The sequence below is a fragment of the Microbacterium sp. NPDC089696 genome (assembly GCF_044749125.1).
GTDB lineage: Bacteria > Actinomycetota > Actinomycetes > Actinomycetales > Microbacteriaceae > Microbacterium.
Map to the genome: position 1 here is coordinate 333124 of NZ_JBIVHF010000001.1, position 21342 is coordinate 354465.

At 67.0% G+C, this 21342-nt stretch carries 22 protein-coding genes; 12 read left to right on the forward strand and 10 right to left on the reverse strand.

Annotated features, from left to right (window positions below):
* Positions 1–22: 22 nt before the first annotated feature.
* The 4 genes from ACIPY8_RS01610 to ACIPY8_RS01625 all read right to left on the reverse strand — a co-directional run bounded on the left by ACIPY8_RS01610 (position 23) and on the right by ACIPY8_RS01625 (position 4521).
* Positions 23–1324, reverse strand: coding sequence for a restriction endonuclease subunit S (locus ACIPY8_RS01610; protein ID WP_400814226.1), 1302 nt, complete (start codon positions 1322–1324; stop codon positions 23–25).
* Positions 1321–3285, reverse strand: a complete 1965-nt coding sequence (locus ACIPY8_RS01615) for an N-6 DNA methylase (RefSeq protein WP_400814229.1) — start codon at positions 3283–3285, stop codon at positions 1321–1323. Before ACIPY8_RS01615 ends, ACIPY8_RS01610 begins: the two co-directional genes overlap by 4 nt.
* Positions 3286–3493: 208 nt before the next feature.
* Complete coding sequence (locus tag ACIPY8_RS01620; protein ID WP_400814232.1) at positions 3494–3823, reverse strand: restriction endonuclease; 330 nt, start codon at positions 3821–3823, stop codon at positions 3494–3496.
* Positions 3715–4521 carry a hypothetical protein gene (locus ACIPY8_RS01625; protein WP_400817696.1) on the reverse strand — a complete coding sequence of 269 codons (807 nt, stop codon included), beginning with the start codon at positions 4519–4521 and terminating at the stop codon, positions 3715–3717. The genes ACIPY8_RS01620 and ACIPY8_RS01625 overlap by 109 nt, the downstream gene beginning before the upstream one ends.
* A 114-nt stretch (positions 4522–4635) precedes the next feature.
* Here ACIPY8_RS01625 and ACIPY8_RS01630 point away from each other — a divergent pair, with 114 nt between their 5' ends.
* Positions 4636–5043 carry a (deoxy)nucleoside triphosphate pyrophosphohydrolase gene (locus ACIPY8_RS01630; protein WP_400814235.1) on the forward strand — a complete coding sequence of 136 codons (408 nt, stop codon included), beginning with the start codon at positions 4636–4638 and terminating at the stop codon, positions 5041–5043.
* On the opposite strand, the gene ACIPY8_RS01635 is transcribed toward ACIPY8_RS01630, so the two are convergent.
* The gene (locus tag ACIPY8_RS01635) at positions 5033–6115 is read right to left on the reverse strand and encodes a hypothetical protein (protein ID WP_400814238.1); all 1083 of its coding nucleotides are present in this window, start codon (positions 6113–6115) and stop codon (positions 5033–5035) included. The two genes, ACIPY8_RS01630 and ACIPY8_RS01635, sit on opposite strands and share 11 nt — an antisense overlap.
* Before the next feature lie 59 nt (positions 6116–6174).
* Positions 6175–6879, reverse strand: a complete 705-nt coding sequence (locus tag ACIPY8_RS01640) for a GntR family transcriptional regulator (protein ID WP_400814239.1) — start codon at positions 6877–6879, stop codon at positions 6175–6177.
* A gap of 175 nt (positions 6880–7054) precedes the next feature.
* Here ACIPY8_RS01640 and ACIPY8_RS01645 point away from each other — a divergent pair, with 175 nt between their 5' ends.
* The 7 genes from ACIPY8_RS01645 (at position 7055) to ACIPY8_RS01675 (ending at position 14432) form a co-directional block, all read left to right on the forward strand.
* Complete coding sequence (locus ACIPY8_RS01645) at positions 7055–8104, forward strand: autoinducer 2 ABC transporter substrate-binding protein (RefSeq protein ID WP_400814242.1); 1050 nt, start codon at positions 7055–7057, stop codon at positions 8102–8104.
* On the forward strand, positions 8088–9638 hold the full coding sequence (locus ACIPY8_RS01650) for a sugar ABC transporter ATP-binding protein (protein WP_400814245.1): 1551 nt from the start codon (positions 8088–8090) through the stop codon (positions 9636–9638). Before ACIPY8_RS01645 ends, ACIPY8_RS01650 begins: the two co-directional genes overlap by 17 nt.
* Positions 9631–10596 (forward strand): ABC transporter permease, encoded by a 966-nt coding sequence (locus ACIPY8_RS01655; protein WP_400814248.1) that lies wholly within the window; start codon positions 9631–9633, stop codon positions 10594–10596. Before ACIPY8_RS01650 ends, ACIPY8_RS01655 begins: the two co-directional genes overlap by 8 nt.
* Positions 10596–11555 carry an ABC transporter permease gene (locus tag ACIPY8_RS01660; protein ID WP_400814251.1) on the forward strand — a complete coding sequence of 320 codons (960 nt, stop codon included), beginning with the start codon at positions 10596–10598 and terminating at the stop codon, positions 11553–11555. Before ACIPY8_RS01655 ends, ACIPY8_RS01660 begins: the two co-directional genes overlap by 1 nt.
* Positions 11552–12550, forward strand: a complete 999-nt coding sequence (locus tag ACIPY8_RS01665; protein ID WP_400814253.1) for a carbohydrate kinase family protein — start codon at positions 11552–11554, stop codon at positions 12548–12550. The genes ACIPY8_RS01660 and ACIPY8_RS01665 overlap by 4 nt, the downstream gene beginning before the upstream one ends.
* A complete protein-coding gene (locus ACIPY8_RS01670; RefSeq protein WP_400814255.1) occupies positions 12543–13613 on the forward strand; it encodes an ADP-ribosylglycohydrolase family protein in 1071 nt (356 codons plus the stop codon). Before ACIPY8_RS01665 ends, ACIPY8_RS01670 begins: the two co-directional genes overlap by 8 nt.
* A gap of 222 nt (positions 13614–13835) precedes the next feature.
* Positions 13836–14432, forward strand: coding sequence for an HAD family hydrolase (locus tag ACIPY8_RS01675; RefSeq protein ID WP_400814257.1), 597 nt, complete (start codon positions 13836–13838; stop codon positions 14430–14432).
* On the opposite strand, the gene ACIPY8_RS01680 is transcribed toward ACIPY8_RS01675, so the two are convergent.
* Positions 14429–14929, reverse strand: a complete 501-nt coding sequence (locus ACIPY8_RS01680; protein ID WP_400814259.1) for a MarR family winged helix-turn-helix transcriptional regulator — start codon at positions 14927–14929, stop codon at positions 14429–14431. The genes ACIPY8_RS01675 and ACIPY8_RS01680 overlap by 4 nt on opposite strands.
* Positions 14930–15019: 90 nt before the next feature.
* Here ACIPY8_RS01680 and ACIPY8_RS01685 point away from each other — a divergent pair, with 90 nt between their 5' ends.
* Together ACIPY8_RS01685 and ACIPY8_RS01690 are read left to right on the forward strand one after the other, a co-directional pair.
* Entirely contained in the window at positions 15020–15949 is a 930-nt protein-coding gene (locus ACIPY8_RS01685; RefSeq protein ID WP_400814261.1) for an NADP-dependent oxidoreductase, read from the forward strand.
* A 142-nt stretch (positions 15950–16091) separates the two neighbouring features.
* On the forward strand, positions 16092–16415 hold the full coding sequence (locus ACIPY8_RS01690; protein ID WP_400814263.1) for a hypothetical protein: 324 nt from the start codon (positions 16092–16094) through the stop codon (positions 16413–16415).
* Here the strand turns inward: ACIPY8_RS01690 and ACIPY8_RS01695 are convergent, their stop codons facing one another.
* The gene (locus tag ACIPY8_RS01695; RefSeq protein WP_400814265.1) at positions 16416–17342 is read right to left on the reverse strand and encodes a DUF2510 domain-containing protein; all 927 of its coding nucleotides are present in this window, start codon (positions 17340–17342) and stop codon (positions 16416–16418) included.
* A gap of 187 nt (positions 17343–17529) precedes the next feature.
* On the opposite strand from ACIPY8_RS01695, the gene ACIPY8_RS01700 reads away from it, so the two are divergent.
* The gene (locus tag ACIPY8_RS01700) at positions 17530–18261 is read left to right on the forward strand and encodes a DUF2510 domain-containing protein (RefSeq protein ID WP_400814267.1); all 732 of its coding nucleotides are present in this window, start codon (positions 17530–17532) and stop codon (positions 18259–18261) included.
* Between the two features lie 152 nt (positions 18262–18413).
* Positions 18414–19361: an Ltp family lipoprotein gene (locus tag ACIPY8_RS01705; RefSeq protein ID WP_400814269.1), complete on the forward strand. Its 948-nt coding sequence runs from the start codon at positions 18414–18416 to the stop codon at positions 19359–19361.
* 60 nt (positions 19362–19421) lie between these two features.
* Here the strand turns inward: ACIPY8_RS01705 and ACIPY8_RS01710 are convergent, their stop codons facing one another.
* The gene (locus ACIPY8_RS01710) at positions 19422–19625 is read right to left on the reverse strand and encodes a hypothetical protein (protein ID WP_400814271.1); all 204 of its coding nucleotides are present in this window, start codon (positions 19623–19625) and stop codon (positions 19422–19424) included.
* A gap of 75 nt (positions 19626–19700) precedes the next feature.
* A complete protein-coding gene (locus ACIPY8_RS01715; protein WP_400814274.1) occupies positions 19701–21197 on the reverse strand; it encodes a SulP family inorganic anion transporter in 1497 nt (498 codons plus the stop codon).
* Between the last annotated feature and the right edge of the window lie 145 nt (positions 21198–21342).

The following is a 21342-nucleotide window of genomic DNA, read 5'->3' on the forward strand; positions in this document are numbered from 1 at the left end:
GAAGACGGCGCCGTGACGCGCGTTATGCGAGTCCGCGCACGTCGATCTTGCCGGTGACCACGGCGGAGATCAGCGCCGCGCGTCGCTCCTTCGACAGTGCGATGGATTCGCGCGCTTCGGCGATGGTGGCGTCGAGCTCCGCGGTCTCGTGGTTGAGATAATCCACGATGTCACGCTGCTCGTCAATTCTGGGGTACCAGATCGGTGCGGCTCCGAGGGTTTCCTGGTTGAGCTTGGGCATAGCCACACGCGCCGACTGGTCGATCGCGTAGTCAATGAAGGGCTGGCTGAGCATTAGCCAGCGCAGGTACTCATTGGTGAGCTCTTCGTCGTGACGCGCGTCAAGCCCGTACATGTCGGCGCTGCACAAGCAGTCGAACGGAGCGATGATGACCTTCGCCAGGCCGGGGCGGATCTTGGAGTAGATCACCTGGCCCGAACGCACGAGGTACTTGCCGCTTTCGGCGCCTTGTGCCGCAGCCGTCTCGAAGCCGCCGCTCCGTCCAGTTCTCGCTTCCACATGGTTTGGCGCAATGAGGATCATGTCCGAAAAGGGCTGTCGCTCTGGGTCGACTTGGCCCTCATTGATTCGGACGCATCGCGAGAACCGATTTACTCGCCACCCTTCGGGGACTTCACCTAGCCACCCGACACCGCTGTCCTTCATCGGGGCGGAGGGGTCGAGGCCCCTTGTGACGGCGTGGGTGATGCTCGCCGCGCGGCGCTCGGTGAGCAACCCGATGAACTCCTCCTGTTCCGCGATGAACGTGTCGATCTCCGCCGTCTCGCGGTCGAGATAGTCAGCGAACTGTAACTGCATTGAGAATGGCGGGAGGGCGATGCGTGTGGCGAGGATTCGTTCCTGGTTCAAAATCTTCGCGCCATAGATATTTTCCGCGGCATTCTGAATCAGGAATTCGGGAAGCGCGTAGTAGGCGTAGCGCAAGCTGAGCTGATTTGACCCGAGGAAAGTGGCTATGGCCTCATTTGTGTACAAGTCAGTGCCTGCGAATGAGACCTGCCCAACGCTGAGTTTGAAGCTGTAGAGCAGACTCCCTTTCGGTGATTGACGTATGCGCGAATCTCTTACAGCCTCGTCGCTGATGCGTTTCGCCGTGTCGGTGAGTTCCCGAGGGCCAAGGTCCGAGATGTTCGCCCACAGGTTGTCGCCGAAGAAGGCCGCGTCTGAACCAGTCGGCGGTGTCCACCCAACTGTCATTGAGGTTACACGGCCTACCTTGTCGGTCCGCCATTCGCGGGGGATCTCTCCAAGCCATGCAACGCGGCTATCTACGTACTCGGGGTAAGGCCTGGCCGTCGTCACGCCCTAACCGCCTCGAGCCGCGCGCGAATCCGCCCGAGTACGGCATCCAGGTCGGCGTCGATCTCGGTGAGCGAGCGCGGCGGCACGTACTCATAGAAGTGGCGAGTGAAGGGGATCTCGCATCCGTCCTTCGTCTTCGACTCGTCGATCCAGGCATCCGCGGCGAAAGGTGTCACTTCGCGCGCGAAGTACTCATGGATGTCTTCATTCCACGGCACGTTCTCGGTGTCGCGCAGGGTAGCGTCGGGTTCAGGGCGCTGCTTCGCGTCGAGCACGATGGGCGCATTCTCGTTGCGCTCCGACAGCGCGGTGAGAAGCGCCTTCGATTGTGGCGCTGTGAGTGCCAGATCGGCATCCCTAAGACGCGCGGCGAGCACCTTGCGGAACGCAGGGAGATCGGTGGTGGGCTCCTCGACAGACGCGTCGACCGAGCTGGCCTGTTCCAAGGCGGCGATCAACGGCGTGAGATCGATTTTCGCGAGTGGCTTCGCGTTGCTCGCGACGGCGAGGCGTTCGGGCGTGAGCGCCCAGTTCAGGCGCAGCGGACGTTCGACCGTGATGGTGCGGAAGAAGAACTCCTCGTTCGCGAAGGTCTTCGAGCGGGAGGCATCCTCTTCGCCCTCGTAGAGCTTAACGAGCGTAGCGATGTCATCTGGTCCCAGTTCATTGCGCTTCGACCCGAGGCCCTTGCGCATCTTGCGGAAGAGTTTCGTGCCGTCGATGAGCTGAACGCGGCCTTCTCGCTTGGGGCTCTTCTTCGTCGCGAGCACCCAGATGTAAGTGGCGATGCCCGTGTTGTAGAACATATCGGTGGGGAGCGCGATGATCGCTTCGAGTAGGTCGCGTTCGAGCACCCACTTGCGGATGTTCGACTCGCCCGAACCGGCGCCACCGGTGAAGAGCGGGCTGCCGTTGAGGACGATAGCGGCGCGGCCGCCGCCGTCTTCCGCGCTGCGCATCTTCGAGATGAGGTGCAACAGGAAGAGCATCGACCCGTCGGACACTCGCGGCAGGCCCGGCCCGAACCGCCCCGCGTAGCCTCGCTGGGTGTGCTCGTTAAGCACGGCCTTCTGCTGCTTCTTCCAGTCCACACCGAACGGCGGGTTCGATAGGCCGTAGCTGAAAGTGGTGCCGGCGTGACCGTCGTTGATGAGGGTGTCGCCAAAGAAAATGGCATCCACCGACTGACCCTTCACCGTCATGTCGGCCTTGCAGATCGCGTACGACTGCGGGTTGATCTCTTGACCCGCGAGAGTCAACGTGGCGGTCGGGTTCGCGCTGCGGATGTGGTCTTCGGCGACCGACAGCATGCCGCCCGTACCGGCAGTCGGGTCGTAGACCGAGCGAACGACGTTCGCCTTCGCGAGGGTGGCGGACTCGGGCGCGAGCAGGATGTCGACCATCAGCTCGATCACGTCGCGCGGTGTGAAGTGTTCACCTGCGGTCTCGTTCGAGGCCTCCGCGAACTTGCGGATGAGCTCCTCGAAGATGTGCCCCATTTCTTCGTTCGGCACGGTCGCCGGCGAAAGATCGACCGCTGCGAAGCGCTGCGTCACGTGGAAGAGGAGGTCGTGCTCATCGAGCTCCGCGATACGCTCCGAGATCTTGTACTTGTCGAAGATGTCCTTGACGTTCTCCGAGAACCCGGTGACGTAGTCGGAGAGATTCGCTGCCAGGTTCTCCGAGTCGCCGAGCGCGGTCTTCAGATCGAACCGCGACTCGTTCCAGAAAGAGTACGCGTGGCCGGCCTTGTTACGCAGCAACGAAGCTCGCACCGGGATGCCGTCGGCAGCCGCCTGCTCGACCGCGGCGAACACCGCCTGCTTCGTCGGTGCGAGCACTGCATCGAGGCGTCGGAGCACCGTGAACGGCAGGATAATGTCGCCGTACTGATGAGCCTTGAAGCTCCCCCGCAGCAGATCAGCGATCGACCAGATGAACGTGGCGTGGTTGTTGCTCAAGACTTCTCGTTCCTTCGGGTGCCGTCAGGGAAATCTTATGGGGCACCGACCGGCGCTCGGCCCTCCTAGGGGCCGATGCGCGACGCTTCACTGCTCCGACCAAGCGTTCGGAGATGTTGCTAAGGAAGGCGAGTCCAAGCTTGACGTGTTCGGAGTCGCAGGCAACTTTCTTGAACGGCCCTGCCGAACCTCGGCGATATCAAATGCCTCAGTCTTCGGCGCCATCAGACACGACGAGCACGCTCGTCAGCGGGATCTCCGCACGCCAGCGCTGAGGCAACTTGTCGTAGTTCTCGAGCACCATCGTCACGAGGTCCTCGCCGGTGAGAAGGCGAAGCCCTGGACGCTGCCGTTCAATCGCTAGCGCGTCACGCGTGTACGAGCCGAGCGTCACGAACAGCGACAGCTCGCCGAGCCCCTGCGTTCCGATCAGCTGCTGTACCTCGGGCGACCCGATCGTGCCGGTGTGATGCTTGCACTGCACCTTGATAAGAGGGGGTTCCACGCCGAGAGGATCGCGGTGGGCGATGACATCCACCCCACCGTCCTGCGAGTACTGGGTGACCGAGCCTGGTAGCCGAGCGCGCGAAGCAGAGCTGCGGTGAAGTCTTCGAATTCTTGGTGACTCAGGCGCTTGTGGAGCGCTTCGAGTACGAAGTCACGAGTATGGCGCTCAATCCGCGAAGCGCGAGGCTCATCGTCGGAGTCCTCGGAGCTCTGTGTCTCAATGACTTTCTTCTCAACCGCCTGTGACACCTGCTCGACAGAGCCGCCAGCGCTCTGAAGCGCTGCGAGGAATTCATCAGTGTGGTTCCGAATGCGGAAGACGGCGAGCACCGAGCCGATCTCGTACAGCGCGGACTGAGTGAAGACAGTGCGAGGGAGCCCGATCTGCTTCCATTCGACGTGTCGCCGGTGGCGGTGGAATGGAGCCGACGCTTCGAAGTAGTAGTCGCTCGTCACGACGCCGATGTTGATGGTGGACGTCGGCTTGAAAGGGGCGACAATCACGTCCCCCACGCTCATCTCGTCACGGAAACGGATCAACACTCCTGCCTGGCCCGCGATGGAACGAGGCTTGGCGTCTGGATTGAGCTCGGTCAACCGCGCCTTGAGGCCTTCTCGACCACCGGGGATATCGGTGAGGGCGCCGAGCTCATCCCAACCGATGCTGATGAACCCTTCGTCCGTGAGCTCGGTCGTGAGCGCGTTGTTGTGGACGCCCCATACGTTCATCGTTGTGCTCCCTTTGATAGGCCGCGACCTTAGCTACATGGTTTGTCCCTATACTGCCGTAGCGATCAGGCTTGACCCCGAGGCGGGGCTGTTAGCGTGCTTGCGGAGGAACGAATGAGCGCGCGACGCATCGTCGAGGTTGTGGCGGCTGTCATAGAGAATGACGGGCGGATCCTTGCATGCCGCCGCCGTCCCGAGAAAGCTGCGGGGGGCAAGTGGGAATTCCCGGGAGGCAAGATCGAACCCGACGAGACTCCCACTCAAGCAATCATCCGCGAGATTGCTGAGGAGCTGAACGTCCAGATCGAGGTGCTGGGCCAGCTGCGACAGGACGACACTGACGTGTCAGGCACCATAATCAGGCTCGCCTGCTTCCGTGCTTCTCTGACTGGTGTCCCTCCAACTCACAGCTCTGACCACGACGAGTTGCGATGGATGAGGGTGTCCGAACTCTCGTCTCTCGATTGGGCCGCGCCGGACTTGCCGGCGGTCGCCGAGCTTGTCCGTGCGCCTAGGAACTGACGACCACGAATCCGTCGTCGCTACGAACCACGAGGACGATCTCCAGCTCGCGGAGCAATGCCTCGACGTGGGGCACGGGTCGACTGGGGAGCAGGATAACGGGGACGGCCTTCCATCCGGAATCACGGGCGAGGAAGGCGTAGTCGAGCACCTGGCCGATCGCCGTCCGCACATAGCCGCGCGCAGGAGACTTCTTTGCCTCCACGATCCAGCCGGTTTCCTGAACATAGACGTCTGGCTCGACCGTGGTTCCTGCCGAGTCGAGACGGAGGCGTTGCGGAGTCTCGCCGCGGTCTTTGATCCATTGCCCGAAGTCGGCCTGCAGTTGAAACTCGATGCGTGAGATATCGCGCTCGGCCGTGATCGCCGGTACGCCAGCGAGGTATGTCGACGTCGCCGGAGGCACCCAGGTAGAACCCCGCGCGCTGTCGCGGGGCGACGCTCGTTGCGGGCTTAGCGCCTCAATCTCGGCCTCAACCGGCACCAGAGTAAAGATGATCCCATCGCGCATCTCTTGCCTCGAGTCGGGGATCTGCTCGATGACGAACGGGGGCTCACCCGTCGTGAACTCGCCCACGTACGTGACGTATGTGCCCTGCTTCGTGAACAGACGGATTGGTCGCCCCTCGTTGGCGGAGTCACGGAGGGCGAGGTTCCCCCGCACGAAAGACTGTGGGCCGATCTGGCCCTCGCCGGTGTAAAGAAACGAGCCATCCTCCTGAAGGCCTTCGAACTTGTCGTACCCGTGCCTCGCGCCGCTCTCGGGGCTCGTGATGACGAGGATGTCGGGGATGGACTTGGGCGTGATGATTCCACCCTGCTGCTGACCGCCGTACGCTGCGTGAATTTCCCGGCGAAGAACCGTGTCGCCGATCTCGAGCGTCCAATGCCTGGCATCAAGCGCGTGGCTCGCGCCCCTGAGATGGGACCTCACCGCGTTGGCCCGAGTCTCGTCTAACTCCCACCGGGTAACGCCGTCAGGGAGCGTTCCGTACAATTCCCGCAGCACATCGCGAATGCGGTTTTGGCTGAGATTCAATTCAAGGGACAGCTGGGCGGGAGTGGTGCTCACGCGACGCAGCATATCGGTATGCTGCCGCACACTGCCGGCCCCAGCGCGCCGTCCGCCCCCTACTGAGTCAGCTTCACAAAGTACTCATACCGGTCCCCCGGCGAGGAACTCGACACATACTCCACGGGCCGCCCGGACGTATCACTCGTCCACCGGTTGATCGTCAATAGCGGCGATCCCTCCGCCACCCCGAGATCGCGAGCCTGGGAAGCAGTGGCCGCCTCGGCCCGGATCTTCTCGCTCGCCTCGCGCAGCGAGATCCCGAGCTCCCCGAACAGCGCATACAGCGACTGCGTCCGCGCCAGATCCTCAGCGTGGATCCGCGCACCGATCTCATCCGGCACCCACGACACCATGAGGCAGAACGGCCGGTCCTCGTGCAGGCGCACGCGTGACACGCGCCATAGGTGTGCGCCCGGGAGGAAGTCGGTGGCGTTGAACGGCGGTGACGGGTCGGGGTCGATGACGATGTCGCGGATGCCGGGGCGCAGCCCGAGGTCGCGCATGACGTCGGTGAAGCTGCGGAGGTCGCCGAGCGTGTGGGTCATACCCTGCTCGCTGACGTAGGTCCCCGAGCCGCGGCGCCGCTGCAGCAGGTTGACCTGCGTGAGCACGTTGAGCGCCTGCCGAACGGTGTTGCGGCTCACGCCGAACAGCTCTCCGAGCTCGATCTCACCGGGGAGGCGGTCGCCGGATTTCCACCGACCGTCCGCGATCTCCTGTCGCAGCTGGTCGGCGATCTGTTGGTACGCCGGCTTGCCCACCCTGTCACTGTGCCACACGAAAGATGTACCTACATAAGAAATCAAATGTACCTACACCTATTGAAGTTGTACCCACAACTTGCTACGGTGATCGAAACGCCCGCTTCCGCCGACCCGAAGGCCCCGCGAGCACCGCTCGATCCACGCATCAACGATGAAACGAAGAGAAGAGATCATGCAACGACGCACCCACTTCCGCCGCACCGCCGCGACGGCCGCCGCCCTGCTCACCGCCGTCGCACTCCTCGCCGGGTGCACTGCGCCCGACTCCTCCTCCAGTCCTACCAGCACCGGCGGCAGCTCCGGCGGCGACGGCGACATCCGCATCGCGTTCGTCTCGCAGGTCGAGGGCATCCCCTACTTCTCCGGCTTCAAGGCCGGTGCCGAGAAGGCCGCCGACGAGTTCGGCGTCTCGTACACGCAGGCCGGCCCCGCCAAGGCCGACTCCGCCGAGCAGAAGCGCATCGTCGACGGCCTCGTCGCCCAGGGCTACGACGGCATCGCGATCTCGCCGCTCGACCCGACGTCGATGGACGGATCGATCGCGTCCGCAGCATCCGCCGGTCTCTCGGTGATCACGTCCGACGCGGATGCTCCGGAGAGCGACCGCACCGTGTTCGTCTCGCAGGCGAGCGACGCCGAACTCGGCCAGACCGCCATGGACCAGATCGCCGAGCAGGCGGGCGAGAAGGGCCAGTACGCGATCGTCTCCGGCGCCGCCGACGTCGCGACCTTCAACTCCTGGTCGCAGGCCGCGATCGACCAGCAGACCGCCGAGTACCCCGACATGGAGCTCGTGGGCGGCATCCGCCACACCGCCGACAGCGCGGATGCTCTCCGCGAAGCGCAGGACCTCATCACCGCCTACCCCGACCTGGTCGGCATCATCGCCGTGCCGTCGACCGCGGTCCCCGGCGTCGCGCAGGCCGTGCAGAACGCCGGTAAGGCGGGCGAGGTCGCGGTGACCGGCTTCGGCAGCCCCAAGACGGTCGCGCCGTTCATCGAGTCGGGCGTCATGAAGTCGAGCGTGCTCTGGAACGTCGAAGACCTCGGCTACCTCACGGTCTGGGCCCTGACTCAGGTCATCGAGGGCAAGGAGTTCGCCGCCGAGAACGACGTCCCCGGACTCAAAGACCCGGTGCGCTACGACGAGGCGACCAAGACGCTGCTGCTCGGCGTCCCCACCGTCTTCACGAAGGACAACGTCAATGACTTCGACTTCTGACCCCAACCCAACCGCAGGCTCCCCGCTCCTCCGGGTCGACGGCGTCTCCAAGCGCTTCGGCGCGGTGGTCGCCCTGGAGGACGTCTCGCTCGAGATCCGCCGCGCCGAGCGCGTCGCGATCATGGGCGAGAACGGCGCCGGCAAGTCGACCCTCATGAAGCTCCTCGCCGGGGTGTACAGCCCCGACGAGGGGTCCATGACCCTCGACGGCGAGCCCTACGCCCCCTCCGACCCGCACGCGGCCCTCGCCCTCGGCGTCTCGACGGTCTACCAGGAGCCGGCCTTCTTCGCGCACCTCTCGGTGCTCGAGAACCTGTTCATGGGCAACCTCCCTCGCATCCGCCTCGGATCGGTCGACGCCCGCACCATGCGCTCGGAGGCTCAGGCGCTGCTCCAGCGGCTGCACCTGCCCGAGAAGCTCCTCGACCGCACGATGGGCGAGCTGTCTCTCGGCGAGCAGCAGCAGGTGCTCATCGCCCGCGCGGTGCGCGTCGACGCGCGCATCCTCATCCTCGACGAGCCGACCTCGATCCTCACGCGGGCCGAGTCGGAGCGCCTGTTCGACATCGTCGACACGCTCATCGCCGCGGGCACGTCGGTCGTGTCGATCACCCACCGCTTCGACGAGCTCGAGCGGCTGGGGGAGCGGTTCATCGTGCTGCGCGACGGCCGGTACGTCGGCGAGACCGACGACCCCGCGCAGGAACCGCTGCTGAAGATGATGGGCGGACGCTCGGGAGCAGCCCTCGCCCCGCTCGCCGCAGAGGAGCGCCCGCCGATCGCCGCCGACGAGAAGCCCACGCTCACGGTCGACCGCCTCACGGTCTCCGACCAGTTCGAGGACATCACGTTCGACGTCTACCCCGGTCGCATCACGGGCCTCTACGGACTCGTCGGCGCCGGCCGCAGCGAGGTCGCCCTCACGATCTTCGGTGCGGCGGCGGCGACGTCCGGCTCGATGACGCTCGAAGGCCGCCCCTACTCGCCGCGCAGTACCCGCGACGCGCTCACCAAGGGCGTCGCCTACGTGCCCGAGGACCGCAAGACGCAGGGTGTGTTCCCCTTCATGAACGTGACCGAGAACCTCACGGCCTCGACGCACGAGAAGATCACCACGACCGGCGTCATCCGCGTCGCGAAGGAGCAGGGCTTCGTGAAGTCCTGGATCTCGAAGTTCTCGATCAAGACCGCGACGAGCCGCTCCGGCATCCTCACCCTGTCCGGCGGCAACCAGCAGAAGACGCTGCTGGCCCGCGCGGTGGCGACCGAGCCGCGCCTGCTCATCCTCGACGAGCCGACCCGCGGCATCGACGTCGCCACGAAGGCCGAGATCCACCGCGACATCCGCGAGCTCGCCGCCACCGGCGTCGCGGTGCTCGTGATCAGTAGCGAACTCCCGGAGCTGATCGCCCTGTCCGACCATGTCCACGTACTGAGAGAGGGCCGCATGACCGCCTCCTTCACCCGCGAGCAGGCGACCGAGGATGCCGTGCTCCGCGCCGCCGTCGGAGCGGTGGTGAGCGCCGATGGCTGAGCCCCGCTCCCTCCGCCGCGTGCAACTGGCGCTCCTTCCGGTGCTGCTCGTCGTCGAGTTCCTCGTCTTCTCGCTGCTCTCGCCGCGCTTCTTCACGCCCGAGAACCTCGCGAACATCGCCTACAACGCGGCCGACCTCGCGCTCGTCGCGGCGGGTGTGACGCTCGTCGTGATCCTCGGCGGCATCGACGTCTCGACCGGGTTCGCGGTCGGCATCGTCGCCTGGACGGTCGCCAAGCTCAGCGGAAGCGGGATGCCGGCATTCGTCGTCGTACTCGGCGCGCTGCTCGTCGGCGCGGTGCTCGGCGCGATCAACGGCAGCCTCATCACGTTCGGCAAGGTGCCGCCCATCATCGCCACACTCGGCACGGCGGCGATCTTCCAGACCGCCCTGTTCGCCCTCTGGAACAGCAACGACCTGTTCTCGGCGCCCATCGCCCCGATCTTCTCGGGCCAGCGGGTGCTCGGGGTGCCGATGGTCGTCGGTCTCGTGATCGTCGTCTACGCGTTCCTCGCCTGGTTCATGCACAAGCGCCCCGCCGGTCGCGAACTGTACGCGACCGGGTCGAACCCCGAGGCCGCGCGCCTCGCCGGCATCCGCGTCAACCGCCTGCAGTTCCTCAGCTACCTCGCGATCGGCGTGCTCGTCGGTCTCGCCGGCCTCATCTACGTCGGCCGCGTCGGCGTGGTGCAGGCATCGAGCGGCAACGAACTCACCCTGCTCGCGATCGCCGCGGTCGTCGTCGGAGGCACATCGATCCTGGGCGGAGAAGGCTCGGTGCTCCGCACGCTCGGCGGACTCGTGTTCATCGTCGTGCTGCAGAACGGCATCGTGCTCGCGGGCGTCCCGCCGCTGTGGAACGGCCTGCTCGTCGGCACCACGATCATCCTCGCCGTCGCGATCGACGTGCTCGCGGCCCGCAAGGCCAACCGCCCCCTTCTGAGAGGACTCGCGTGATGCTGAAGTCCATCCCCTGGAGCGACCGTCGCGTCTCGCTCGGCCTGCTCATCATCGCGGCGGGCGTCGTCATGAGCCTGCTGTCGCCGTACTTCCTGCGACCCGACAACCTGCTCTCGATGACGCAGTACGGCGCCGTGCTCGGCCTGCTCGCGCTCGGCCAGAGCATCGTGATCCTCGGCGGCGGTGGCGGCATCGACCTCTCGGTCGGCTCGACCATGAGCCTGTCGGGTGTCGTATTCGGACTGCTCTCCGTGAACGCCGGACTCGACCCGTGGGTCGCTGCCCTCGGTGCGATCGCGGCGGGCGCGGCCCTCGGCGGAGTCAACGCCGCGCTCATCACGCTGCTGCGCATCCCGCCGCTCATCGCGACGATCGCCACGCTCTACCTGTTCGCCTCGGCGGCGCTCGTGCTCACGAACGGCATCGACATCAACGGCTTCGACCGCTCGGGCTTCGCGTTCCTCGGACAGAGCCGGATCGCCGGGTTCCCGACGCAGGTCATCCTCGTGCTGCTGCCCGCCTACGTGATCGCCGCGATCGTGCTCGCCCGCACCCCCACGGGCCGTTGCATCTACGAGACGGGCAACAACGCGCAGGCCGCGCTGCTCACCGGCGTGAACGTGCGCGCCACCCGCGCCGGCCTCTACATCACCTCGGGCGCCCTGGCCGGACTCGCGGCGGTCGTCAACGCCTCGTGGCTGCTGAACGCCAAGGCCGCGGCAGGGACCGGCATGGAGCTGCAGTCGATCACCATCGCGGTGCTCGGCGGCATCGTCATCACCGGAGGCATCGGACGCGTGTCGGGGACGTTCCTCGGACTCGTGCTCGTCGTCATCCTCAACTCCGGCCTGCAGCTCGCCGGCGTCAGCAACACCTGGCAGATCGGTCTGCTCGGCGCCGTGCTGATCGTCAGCGTGCTGATCGACACCCTGCGGGTGAGGAGGCAGCGCACATGAGCGATCTCACGACACTGATCCCGGATGCTCCGGCGCGGGGCACCAGGGCGACCGACCTGCTCGTGGTCGGCGACACCGGCATCGACATGATGGTCGACGTCGACGCCCTCCCCGGACGCGACGCCAAGGCGATCGGCCGCAGCCTCGGCATCCACCCCGGCGGCATGGGCGCGAACTTCGCGGTCGCCGCCGGGCAGGCCGAGTCCGCGCTGCGGGTCTCGCTGTTCTCGCGGGTCGGCGACGATCCGTTCGGCATCGGGTGCATCCGCGCGCTCGCCGCGGCCGGCGTCGCCACCGAGCACGTCGAGGTCATGGCGGGCGAGCTCACCTGGTGGTGTGCGGTCGCGGTGGCCTCGGACGGCGAGAAGAGCCTGCTCGGCGGACGCACCCCGGCATCCCTCCCCGACGCCTCTCGGGTCGGATCGGACGTGCTCGAGGGCACGCGCTGGCTGCACGTGCTCGCCGACGTCCCCGGCTCGGAAGACCTCGTGCGCCGCGCCCGCACGGCCGGAGCCGGAACGAGCGTCGACATCGAGGGCAGCTTCGTGGGCTCCGACATCGACCGGGCGCGCGCACTGCTCGAACTCGCCGACGTCGCGATCGTCAACAGCGGCGCCGCGCAGACCCTCACGGGAGCGGATGCCGACGACGAGGCGCTCGCCCGGCTGCTGGCCGACACCCGGCACCGCGTGGTCGTGCTGACCCGCGGCTCGAAGGGGTCGGTGCTCGGAGCATCCGATGCCGACGGCTCCGTGTCGGTGTGGTCGCAGACCAGCGTCGCCGTGCCCGAGGTCGTCGACACGACCGGCGCGGGCGACGCCTTCGCCGGCACCGTGATCGCCTCCCTGCTCGCCGGACGCCCGGTCGAGCAGTCACTCACCGCCGCGGCCGAGCACGCCGCGCGCACCATCAGCCACCTCGGCTCCCGGCCCGGCGGAGTGCCCGGCTGGCCGCACACTCACGACTCACCAGAAAGAGGAGACACCCATGACTGACCCGCACGCCACGACCCCGCAGGCCGAGCCGCAGCGGTTCACCCGACTCGAGGACAAGATCCTCGGATCCCTCGCGACCGCCGTGATCGGCGACGCGCTCGGCGCCCCCACCGAGACGCGCAGCATCGCGCAGATCCGCACGCTGTTCGACGGGCCGGTGTCGGAGTTCCAGAAGCCGCTGCCCGACTCGCCCTACTCGAAGGGCCGTCACGCGGCGCAGATCACCGACGACAGCAGCCAGCTGCTCATGCTCGCCGAGGTGTTCATCCGCACCCGCACCGCCATCACGGCACGCGACGTCGCCGACATGATCCTCGAGTGGTCGACGAACACCGACTACTTCCCGCACTTCGCCGGGCCCACCACGCGCCGTGCGATCGCCGCGCTCAAGGAGGGTGCAGACCCCGAGACGATCGGCGCCGCGGGCGACGAGGCCACGACCGGTGCGAGCAACGGCGCCGCGATGCGCGCCGGTGCCGCAGGACTCGCGCACCCCGGTGACGTGAACGGGGCGGTGCAGGCGGCGCTCATCACGGCACGCCCCAGCCACTTCACCTCGGTCGGCGTCGCGGGTGCCGCAGCGGTGGCGGGAGCGGTCGCGGCCGCGCTCGTCGACGACGCCACCGTGACCTCGGTCGTGGATGCGTTCCTCTGGTCGGCTCTGGAGGGTGAGCGCCTCGGGCGGGAGCTCGGCCGCGAGGTGCCTGCGCCCAGCGTGTACGAGCGCGCCAAGCGTGCGGCCGAGATCGCCATCGTCGAGCGCGACCAGGATGCTCTCGTCACGCGCATCGCGGCCGAGATCGGCACCGGCCTGCCCGCCGCCGAAGCCGTGCCCGCCGCGCTCGGCTTCTTCGTGGCCGCGGCCGGCGACCCGTGGAAGACCGTGCAGGCCGCCGCGAACGCCGGTGACGACACCGACACCGTCGCGTGCATGGCCGGATCCATCGCCGGAGCCTTCGCCGGCTTCACGGCCGTGCCGCAGGACAAGTACGCCCAGGTGCTCGAGGCCAACCCGATCGACATCGCCGACGTGGCGCAGCGGCTGTACCTGACCGTGCGCTGAGGCGGTCGCGTCGCGGCGGCGCCGTGCTGTCGCAGTTTCGCGCCCGGGTCGCAGGGATCTCCCGAATCCCTGCGACCCGGGTGCGTTTCGCTCGGAGAAATGCGCCTGCCGAGGGCGTTTCCGCGGCATCCGTCCTGGCGGAGCGCACATCTCCGCGGCAGCGCACGGCAGGCCTCGCGACACCCGACGCACGCCCGGCCGACCGCGAAGTATCGTGAACGCATGCCCCCGATCCGTGCCGTGCTGTTCGACCTCGACGGGGTCATCCGCCATTTCGACCCCGCGCACACCGCCGAGGTCGAGCGTCGGCACGGGCTCGACGCGGGCACGATCTTCCGGGTCGCGTTCGCTCCGGCGGTGCTCGACCTCGTGACGACGGGGCGGATCTCCCGCCGCGCGTGGGTCGACCACGTCGGCTTCGAACTGGAGAACTCGGATGCTGCGGAGGAGTGGTCCCGTCAGCCCACCCGCCTCGACGACGGCACGCTCGCGCTGGTGCGGGAACTTCGCGCCACCGGCATCCGCACCGCCGTCCTCACGAACGGCACCGATACCATCCCCGCCGAGATCGAGGCACTCGGGATCGGCGAGCACTTCGAGGCGATCTTCAACTCGGCGGAGATCGGGTGGATGAAGCCCGACGTCCGCGCCTTCCAGCATGTGCTGGACGCGCTCGGGCTCGCGCCGGCGGAGGTGTTCTTCACGGACGATTCCCCGAGCAAGCTCGTGGGAGCCGAGGACCTCGGGATGCCGGTGCACCACTTCTGCGATGCGGACGGTCTTCGTGTGGCGCTAGGCGAGGCCGACGTCCTCGCCTAGTCGCTCTTGCGTCGGCGTGGGGCCGCACTCCGCGGCGGGTTCGCCCGCAGGTGTCCGCTGACCCGCGTCATGACACGCTCCAACACCTCGACATCCGTCGCGTCGAGTGAGTCGAACAGCATGCTGCGGACGACGCCGATGTGCCCGGGGAACACGTCCGCGAGGACCGCGCGCCCGGCATCCGTGATCGTGACGATCGTGCTGCGCTCGTCCTCGGGTGACGGCGCCCGCGTCACGAGGCCGCGCTCGTCGAGCGTCTGCGCCTGATAGGTCAACCCGCTCCGGCTGTAGACGACCCCGTCGGCGAGGTCGGTCATCCGCTGCGATCCGCCGGGAGCGTCGCCGAGCCGCGCGAGCACGTGGAACTGCACGTAGCTGAGCTTGCCGACGTCGCGCAGCTGCTTCTCGACCTCATGTCGCAGCAGGCTGCTGACCTCGGTGAACGCGAAGTACGCCGAGAGCTCGGTCGGGGAGAGCTGGGGAGGGCGAGTGCTCATGAGATCAGTATACGTGTTGCTTCGAATTCGAAGCAGTGCTATCGTCGAGCACATGCTTCGAATTCGAAGTACTTACGAGAGGAAGTCATCATGAAGGCAGTCCGGTTCCACGAGGTCGGCGGTCCGGAGGTTCTCCGCATCGAGGAGATCGATCATCCGACACCGGGCGCGGGGCAGGTGCGGCTGCGCGTCGCGGCATCCGCGTTCAATGCGGCCGACAACGGGATGCGGGCGGGCGCACTGCCGATTCCTGTGACGCTTCCGCACGTTCCGGGATACGACGTCTCGGGCACGGTCGACGCGATCGGCGAGGGCGTCACGGAGTTCGCGGTCGGCGACGCTGTCATCGGATTCCTGCCGATGGGTGAGGACGGGGGAGCCGCGGAGTACGTCATCGCTCCGGTCGACGCAATCGTCCCGGCGCCGACGAGCGTTCCGCTGGCGGATGCCGCAGCCCTGCCATCGGTGTCCCTCACCGCGCGTCAGGCGCTGTTCGACGACGGCGGACTCGAGGCCGGTCAGCGCGTGCTCATCGTCGGTGCGGGCGGCGTCGTCGGCAAGTACGCCATCGCTCTCGCGAAGCGCTCCGGTGCGACCGTCGTCGCCACTGCGAGCCCGAGGAGTGCGGATGCCGTGCGCGCGGCCGGCGCGGAAGAGGTCATCGACCATACGCAGACGTCCGTGCTCGACGCGGTCTCGGGCCAGGTCGACATGCTGCTCAACCTCGCGCCCATCGAGCCCGAGGAGTTCACGGCTCTGGTCGGGCTCGTGCGCGACGGGGGAGTCGTCGTCAGCACGACCGCCTGGATGCCCGCCCCGGACGACGCCGATCGGGGAGTGCGCTCGGTCGTCGTGTTCGTGCGGAGCGACGCCGCGAAGCTGCGCGAGATGGTCGAGCTCGTGGATGCCGGGGTGCTGACGCTCGAGGTCAGCCGACGCATCCCGCTCGAGGAGCTGTCCGCGCTGCACGCCGAGGCCGCGGAGGGGCGGGTCGTGGGCAAGGTCATCGTGGTCCCGTGAGCTGCGGGGCGATTCGTCTCGCCCCGCTCGCTCGACGACCAGAACGCCCGGACGGGTCGATCTACCCGGGTAGATCGACCCATCGGCATCCGACGAAGTCACCGATAGCGTGAAGGCACACCGAGACCAGAGGGGGATCACGATGTCCGCAGAAGCGACCACCACTTTCCATTCGAACGCCGACGCTGCGTCCACCGCAGCCGCCGTGCAGCGCGTACTCGCCGACAACAAGAGCACGGTCCTCGGGCAGAGCCCAGACGGCACCCAGATCGACTTCCAGACGAAGAAGACGATGTTCAACTGGGAGCTCCTCGGCCGCGCGAACGTCGTGCCCGCGGCATCCGGATCCGACGTGCACCTGTCGCTGAACGTGCACCACAACCGTCCGCCGGCGCTCATGGACGGTGTGAAGAACAAGAAGGCGATCGAGAAGCTCGCGGGGCAGATCCAGGCCGCGCTCGGCTAGTCAGAGGCCAGCGAGCAACTTCGCCTTCGCAGCGGTGAACTCCTCGTCCGACAGGATGCCTTCACCGTGCAGCACTGACAGCTCTCGCAAGCGATCGGACAGGCTGGGCGCCGCGGGCAAGGTCGCCGCCACAGCGACAGCCTCGACGGCGACCTCGGGCTCAGCGTGCGCCGAGATCCCGAGCACCGCATTTCCTGCCTCGACGAGCGCCAGCGCGACGGCGTTGTGCTCCTTCTGGCTCACGTTCATCCAGCCGTTGTGCTTCTGGTTCGCGAGCGTGTGTATGGCCTTGTCCGTCGCGATGACCAGATTCGACTTCCGTGCCGCGTTCGCGGCGATCTGCGCCACGCCCGACGTTGCGAGGCCGACCGCCGTTCCCTTGGCGATCATCTTGCCGCCCTTCATGATGCCGGACATCGCCTGCATCACTGCGCCCTCGATCGGCGACGCAGCGACCTCGGCCGCGTTGCGCTCGGAGTCCGGCGACGCGAATGAGATCGACCGCAGCTTCTCGTACGGTGTCGACTTCGTGATCTCGGACGGTCGCGAGTATCCCTCGCGACCGGCAGCGACACGGACGTAACCGCCTTCGTAGATCTCGATCGTCGAGATGCCGAAGACCCCACTGGTCACCAGGGCTCCGGCGGCTGCGGCGCGCTCCGCGTGTTCCCGGGCTTCCTCTTCCTTCGTGGCTTTGCGATCGGCAGCCGCTTTCTTCACCGCCGACCCGAGCTTGGAGAACATGCCGTTGCCGTCACCAGCGTCCGACGTCGCAACCACGACGGCCACCGCGCCGGGCTCAGGCGCAGGCGGCGGGGTCATGGGCGGCGCGGGCGTGCGAAGGTGATCCGTCCATGCGGATCCGTCCCAGTACCGCTCATTGCCGCTGCCGTCCGGGTACCAGCCCGCGGGTGCTTCGTTGCTCACGCGTTCATATTGGCATGAATGGAGCGTCGCGCCCGAGTGCGTCGTACGTGCGGGCCGGATGCTCCTTCGGCGCCGTGGATTGCACCGCCGTTCAATCGTGATCAAGCCGAGACCAATGCGAACGCATGGAGTCGCTAATGTCAGATCGGAGCCGGATGGGGCGGCTCTTCATCACCTGGGGGAAGACGTGAGCGATATTCGCGCTGGATGGTATCCGGATCCTGAAGTTCCGACGCAGAGCCGATACTGGGACGGCACGCAATGGACGGAGCATCGCGCGCCGATGGCACCGGCTGCGCCCGAGCCGGGACCTCCGCTGATCCCGCCGCCTCCCGCGGTGGCACCGTCCCCGACGTCGACGTCAGGGAGCAAGAAGGGCTGGCTGATCGGAGGGGCGATCGCGACGGGTGTCATTGTCGTCGGGTCGGTCGGTGCGGCTATCGGTGCTGGCGGCAACCGGGAACCGGATCAGCAGGCCAGTGCCTCTCCTGTCGCCATCGCGACGCAGGAACCTGACGAGGCAGAGCCAACGCCGGCTCCGACGTCGACGCTGACGACCGCACCCGCGCCGGCGGCTGAGGCCGTCGACAGCATCGCGTTCCGTGCGCAGGCCGGATCGCACCTCGACGACATGAACAAAGACCTCGGCGACATGGCCATCACCGTTCAGGAGGAAGGGTTCTGGCGTCTCCTGAGCAACAGCGTCGAGCTGTCCTTCAACCTTGGACAGTTGGAGGCTCTCGATGTCCCGGAGAGCGTCGCCGCGACCTGGCCGGGGGCGCTTACTTCCCTCGATGCTGCACTCGATGTCCTGTCCGACGCGGTCTCGACCCAGGACGGTCCGACGATCCTCGCGGCGATCGAGGGTGTACGCGCTCAGGTGGAAGCATCGCGCGGGGTGGCTGACTCCGCCGGATAGCGGGATGGCGTGACGAGCGACGAAGGCGTCGCTCCGAACGTTGACGCACCGCTCAGAAGGACACGGGCATCGGCTCCGAGCCGACAGCATCCAGTTGCGCCCGAACCATTTACATGACACAGAAGTGCATACGCACCGAAAGGAACCCGACCATGACGAACCCGAATCCTGCGCCCGGGTGGTACCCGGCGCCGCACGCGAACAACGAGCTGCGGTACTGGGATGGCATGCAGTGGCTCGAGCCGCAGCAGCCCGTGACGGACGCGGCGACCGTCGTCTTCCCGACGGCTCCGCTCCTGAGCGACGCGCCCACGATGGCGTACCCGTCGGGACCGCCCGCCGCAGCCGACCTGGTCGATTCCACGGTTCCTGGGTATCCCGCCAACCCCGATCCGGCCACGATGGGCGGCGCGCCAGCGCCGGCGGAGGGCACCGCCGGAAAGAAGTCGAAGAAGGGCTGGATCATTGGCGGTTCGATCGCCGCAGCAGTCATCCTCATCGGCGGCGTCGCCAACGCCGTCGGGGGTGCTGGGGGCAATGATGTCGCGGACGACAAGCCCTCGAGTTCTACGGTGACGGCTGAGCAGGCCGTCGAAGAGCCCGAGCCCGCGGTCATGGTCGCGGTGCCGGATGTGACAGGGCTCACAGCGACGGAGGCGCTGGTCGCGCTGAGCGCCGCCGGCCTGAACCCGCCCGCGCTGACCACTCTCGCCGACCCGCTCGCCAAGGTGCTTGCCACGACTCCGGCCGCGGGCACGGAGGTGGAGAAGGGCACCGAGATCACACTGACGCTCGAGGAGAAGCCCAAGCTGACGCTGGCTCAGGAGAATGCGATCCGGTCGGCGCAGAGCTACCTCGACTTCAGCGGCTTCTCTCGCACCGGCCTCATCGGTCAGCTCGAGTACGAGGGATTCAGCACCGAAGACGCGACGTTCGCGGTCGACAACGCGGGAGCCGACTGGAACCTCGAGGCCGCGGAAAGCGCGCAGCAGTACCTCGATTTCTCGTCGTTCTCGCGAGACGGTCTCTACGGCCAGTTGGAGTACGAGGGCTTCCTGCCCTCGGAGATCGAGTACGGCCTCGCCGCAGTCGGCTACTGATCTGATCGGACCGGAAGCCGGGCCCCGCAACGGTGCAGGGCCCGGCTCGCCGCACGCACGTCAGTCGTGACGTCTGCGACTCACGAAGGGCGCGAGGACCGCGCCCCCGAGACTTCCGCCGACCACCGCGCCGAGGCCGAGGCCCAGCAACTGATTCTCGAGGATCAGTGCCGTGAGCGGAGCCGCGACGACCGCGCCGGCAAGAGTGCCGAGAACGATGCCCATCCGAGTCGGCTTCGGGGGCGGAGTCTGCGCGGAGGACATGTGTCGAGACTACGGCCCGGCTGGGGCGTTTCGTCTCGCTCGGCTTCGCCGTGCTCGCTCAACGACCGGGTCGCGTCACTCGAACCCGCCGGTCAAGCGCCCCCGCATCCGTTGGCTGCTCTCGTTCATACCGACGATCTCCACGGTCTTCCCCATCCCCGCGTACTTCGTCTCGATCGCGTCGAGCGCGGCGACGGTCGACGCGTCCCAGATGTGCGAGCCCGACAGGTCCACGACCACCCGCGACGGATCCTCCGAGTACGAGAACAGCGTCGTGAGGTCATTGCTCGACGCGAAGAACAGTTCCCCGGTCACGGTGTACGTCACCGAGTCACCGGACACGGTCCGCGATACCGACACGAAGTGCGCCACGCGTCGCACGAACAGCACCGACGCGACGAGCACCCCACCGACCACCCCGATCGCGAGGTTGTGCGTCAGCAGCACCAGGACGACGGTCGCGATCATGACGAAGGTCTCGCTCTTCGGCATCCGCTTGAGCGTCGACGGCTTCACGGAGTGCCAGTCGAACGCGCCGATCGCGACCATGATCATCACGGCGACGAGGGCGGCCATGGGGATGGTGCCGACGAAGTCGCCGAACACGACGACCAGCACGAACAGGAAGATCCCGGCGCAGAACGTCGAGATGCGGGTGCGCGCTCCCGACGCCTTGACGCCGATCATGGTCTGGCCGATGACCGCGCATCCGCCCATGCCGCCGAAGAACCCAGACAGCATGTTCGCGACGCCCTGCGCCCACGACTCGCGCGTCTTGTTCGAGTGCGTGTCGGTGATCTCGTCGACGAGCTTGGCGGTCAGCAGCGACTCCATGAGTCCGACGAGCGCGACCCCGAGCGCGAACGGCGCGATGATGCCGAACGTCTCCCACGTCCACGGGATGTCGGGCAGGAACAGCGACGGCAGGCTGCGCGGCAGCTCGCCCTGATCGCCGACCGTCGGCACCGCGATGCCCATCGTCAGCACGACCGCGGTCACGATGATCACCGACACGAGCGGCGCGGGCACGATCTTCGTGATCCGCGGCATGACGATCATCACGAGGATGCCGAGGGCGACCAGCGGATAAACGAGCCACGGCACGTCGATGAGCTGCGGGAACTGCGAGCTGAACACGAAGATCGCCAGCGCGTTCACGAACCCGACCATGACGCTGCGGGGGATGAACCGCATGAGCTTCGCGACCCCCAGCACCCCGAGGATCACCTGGAAGATGCCCGCCAGGATGACGGTTGCGATGAAGTAGTCCATCCCGTAGGTCGGGGCGACGGGGGCGATCACGAGCGCCACTGCTCCGGTCGCCGCGGTGACCATCGCCGGCCGCCCGCCGAGGAACGCGATCGACACCGCCATGATGAACGACGAGAACAGGCCGACCTTCGGATCGACACCCGCGATCACCGAGAACGCGATCGCCTCCGGGATCAGTGCGAGGCCGACGACGAGCCCTGCCAGGACCTCCCGCGTCAGCATCCGCGGGCTCTTCAGCGCGTCGAGAACGGAGGGTTTCGCCCGATAGCGGGCACGATCATCGACCGTGAGTGCAGACATGGGGATGCTCCAGAGAAGGGCCGCGCGAAAGGGGCCGACAGTCCAGAGTAGAGCGGATGCGGGGGGCGACTCTGCAGGGGATTCGCGCTTCGGAAGGACGGATGTGCGGCATCCGTCCTTCCGAAACGCGATCTACCTGTCGAGA